The sequence below is a fragment of the Actinoplanes sp. NPDC048791 genome (assembly GCF_040650095.1).
Classification (GTDB): domain Bacteria; phylum Actinomycetota; class Actinomycetes; order Mycobacteriales; family Micromonosporaceae; genus Actinoplanes.
Window position 1 is genome coordinate 1 of sequence record NZ_JBEZGQ010000928.1, and the last position, 3,317, is coordinate 3,317.

At 72.8% G+C, this 3,317-nt stretch carries 5 protein-coding genes; 3 read left to right on the forward strand and 2 right to left on the reverse strand.

Annotated elements, in window-relative coordinates; all coding sequences use genetic code 11:
* The first annotated feature begins 44 nt into the window (after positions 1-44).
* Together AB0C29_RS39865 and AB0C29_RS39870 are read left to right on the forward strand one after the other, a co-directional pair.
* Complete coding sequence (locus AB0C29_RS39865; protein WP_360831981.1) at positions 45-467, forward strand: ferritin-like domain-containing protein; 423 nt, start codon at positions 45-47, stop codon at positions 465-467.
* Between the two features lie 40 nt (positions 468-507).
* Positions 508-1,218, forward strand: a complete 711-nt coding sequence (locus AB0C29_RS39870; RefSeq protein WP_360831982.1) for a nucleotidyltransferase domain-containing protein — start codon at positions 508-510, stop codon at positions 1,216-1,218.
* Positions 1,219-1,224: 6 nt separating this feature from the next.
* Here the strand turns inward: AB0C29_RS39870 and AB0C29_RS39875 are convergent, their stop codons facing one another.
* Positions 1,225-1,917, reverse strand: a complete 693-nt coding sequence (locus tag AB0C29_RS39875; RefSeq protein WP_360831984.1) for a VIT1/CCC1 transporter family protein — start codon at positions 1,915-1,917, stop codon at positions 1,225-1,227.
* Positions 1,914-2,771 (reverse strand): type I methionyl aminopeptidase, encoded by an 858-nt coding sequence (map, locus tag AB0C29_RS39880; protein ID WP_360831986.1) that lies wholly within the window; start codon positions 2,769-2,771, stop codon positions 1,914-1,916. The genes AB0C29_RS39875 and map overlap by 4 nt, the downstream gene beginning before the upstream one ends.
* Positions 2,772-2,891: 120 nt before the next feature.
* Here map and AB0C29_RS39885 point away from each other — a divergent pair, with 120 nt between their 5' ends.
* Positions 2,892-3,215 carry an STAS domain-containing protein gene (locus tag AB0C29_RS39885; protein WP_360831989.1) on the forward strand — a complete coding sequence of 108 codons (324 nt, stop codon included), beginning with the start codon at positions 2,892-2,894 and terminating at the stop codon, positions 3,213-3,215.
* Positions 3,216-3,317 lie beyond the last annotated feature (102 nt).

The window sequence follows — 3,317 nt, forward strand, 5'->3', positions numbered from 1 at the left end:
GAAATGGTCGCCGCGCAGGCGGCGGTCGCCGCGGAGGGGCCGGCATGAGCGCCCAGCTGGCGGCCGCGCTGGCCGCGGAGGAGGCGGCGATCTACGCGTACGGGGTCCTCGGGGTGAAGCTGACCGGTGAGGGTGACCGCGCCGAGGCCCGCGCCGCCGAGGCGGTCCACCGCGGTCGCCGGGACGTGCTGGTCAGCCGGTTGTCGGCGTTGCAGGCGAGCACCGCCCCGGCACCGGCGGGCTACGACCTGCCGTTCGACGTCACCGACCGGGCCAGTGCGCTGAAGCTGGCCATCCAGGTCGAGGACGGGGTCGCGCAGGCCTGGCGGGCGGTGTTGCCGGTGACCACCGGGGCCGATCGGGCCACCGGGCTGAACGCGCTGGTCGACGCGGCGGTCCGGGCGACCCGCTGGCGCCGGCTGGGCGAGGTGACCCCGGTGACGATGGCCTGGCCCGGGCGCGCCTGAGGACCTTTCCCGCCGCGGGTCCATGCCCGACAATGACGCAGTGTCGCAGGACGAGTACGACCTGGCCAATCCGCGCTGGCACCTGGCCACCCGGCTCCGTGACGTGATCCTGCGGCGCTGGTCGGCCGAGGTGCGGGCGATCGGTGTGCACGGCTCCCTGGCGCACGGCGACGACACCGACAGCAGCGATCTCAATATGCACGTGGTCACGTACCGTCCGAACGCCGGACCCCGCGCCGCCCTGCGCCGGGTCGACGGCATCCTGGTCGATCTCGGTGTCGGCACCGCCGACGACGGGCTGCGCCGGGCCCGGGAGCTGACCCCGCGCTGGCCGCTGGAGGCCGACCGCTACCTGAGCACCCGGGACCTCTTCGATCCCGGCGGCTGGTTCGCCGGCCAGCGCGACGCTCACCTGGGCAAGCTCGCCGAGACCCGGCCGGGCGAGTTCAGCGGGCTGGCCCGGCGCAACTGGTGTGTGGCCTCGGCGGCGCACGCCCGGGCGGTCCGGCTGGCCGAGTGGTACGAGACCGACGCCGCCCTGGTCCTGCTGTCCGAGGCGAGGCTGCACGCCGCGATGGTCACCGGCCTGCTCAGCCGCACCTACTTCCGCAACCGGGCCGACGCGGTGAAGCGCACCGGGCTGGCCGGGGCCGACATGACCGAGCTGGCCACGGTGCTGAAGACGCAGGCCGACGACCTCACCGCCCGGGGCCGTCCGGTCGACGGCCCGCTGAGCGCCCTCTTCGAGTGACGCCGGTCAGGAGTCGCCGACGCCGATCAGCGTGCCGATGAGGTAGGTCGCCCCGGCCGCCGCCGCGCCGAGCAGGAGCTGCCAGAGGCCGCTGCGCCACCACGGGCGGGCGGTGAAGCGAGCGATGACCGCGCCGGCCACGAACAGCCCGGCGCCGCCGACGACGAGCGCCGCGAGCAGGCTGTCGAAGCCCAGCAGATAGGTCAGCAGCGGCACGACCGCCCCGATCGCGAAGCACACGAACGAGGACACCGCCGCCGTCCACGGGCTGGGCAGCTCGTCCGGGACGACGCCGAGCTCCTCCTGGGCGTGCACCCGCAGCGCCTGCTCCGGGTGGGCCTTGAGCACGTCGGCCACCTGACGGGCGAGCGGGACGGGCAGGCCCCGCGCGGTCCACATGGCGACCAGCTCGTCGGCCTCCCCCTCGGGGTTGAGCCGCAGCTCGCGCAGCTCCTTGGCCAGCTCGGCGGCGACCTGGTCGTTCTGGGTGCGGACGCTGGTGAACTCGCCCAGCCCCATGGAGATCGCCCCGGCGACCAGGCCGGCCACCCCGGTGAGGATCAGGGTGTGCCGGCTGACCCCGCCCCCGCCGACCCCGGCGATCAGGGCGATGTTGGTGACCAGGCCGTCCATCGCGCCGAAGGTGGCCGCGCGCAGCCAGCCACCCGAGACGTCCGCGTGGTGCTCGGGGACCGTCACGGCAGCGTCAGGATCTCGTAACCGTCCTCGGTCACCACCAGCGTGTGCTCGAACTGGGCGGTCCACTTGCGGTCCTTGGTCACGACCGTCCAGCCGTCGTCCCACATCTCGTACTCGTGGGTGCCCAGGGTGATCATCGGCTCGATGGTGAAGGTCATGCCGGGCTCCATCACCGTGTCGAGCCGCGGGTTGTCGTAGTGCGGGATGTAGAGCCCGCTGTGGAACGTCTCGCCGATGCCGTGGCCGGTGAAGTCGCGCACCACGCCGTAGCCGAAGCGGCGGGCGTACGCCTCGATCACCCGGCCGATCGCGTTGATCGGCCGGCCCGGGGCGACGGCGCGGATGCCGCGCATCATCGCCTCGTGGGTGCGCTCGACCAGCAGCCGGGCCTCGTCGCTGACCTCGCCGACGCAGAACGTCGCGTCGGTGTCACCGTGCACACCGTCGAGGTACGCGGTCACGTCGACGTTGACGATGTCGCCGTCGGCCAGCACGGTCGTGTCCGGGATGCCGTGGCAGATGACCTCGTTGAGCGAGGTGCAGCAGGATTTCGGGAAGCCCTTGTAGCCCAGCGTCGACGGGTACGCCCCGTTGTCGATCAGGAACTCGTGCACCACCCGGTCGATCTCGTCGGTGCTGACGCCCGGCTTGCAGTGCTCCCCGGCGAGCTGGGTGGCCTGGGCCGCGATCCGACCGGCGACCCGCATCTTGTCGATGGTCTCAGGGGTCTGCACGTGCGATCCGCGCCACTCTTTCGGGCGCTTCTTGCCGACGTATTCAGGACGGATGATCTGCGGCGGCACCGCCCGCCAGGGGGAGAGCTTTCCCGGAACGAGAGGGGCACGAACGCTCATCGACCCAGCTTATCGCCGCGCCCGGCGGGAACCCCGCGGACCGTGACGTCAGATAACAGCTCGGTTGACCCTTACCGGCCCATTGTTGCCGCTCCCGGGCGCCTGTGTAATCGTGTCAGCGTGGATCAAGACGGCGCCGGGACGGACTTCTCGGCCAGTTCCTCGGTGGCGGGCGACCGCGCCACCGTGGTGGTACGCGGCGAGGTGGACATGTCCACCGCCGACGAGATGTACCGGGCAGCCACCGGTGCCGGTGCCCGTAGCGCGACCCTGGACCTGCGCGGCGTGACGTTCTTCGACTCGGCCGCCATCCACGCGCTGATCCGGCTCGCGGAGCGCTTCCCGGACGGCTTCGAGGTGATCCCGTCGGCCCCGGTCCGCCGGGTCCTCGACATCTCCGGCCTGAGCAGCCAGCCCTGGCTGGTCCAGGGCGAGCCCGGCTGAGCCCCGGCGCGAGCCGCTGAACCCAGGCGCGAGCCGCTGGACCGCGGCGCGAGCCGGCTGCTCAGGACGGGCTCAGCGCCCGCCGCAGCGTCACCGCGGTGC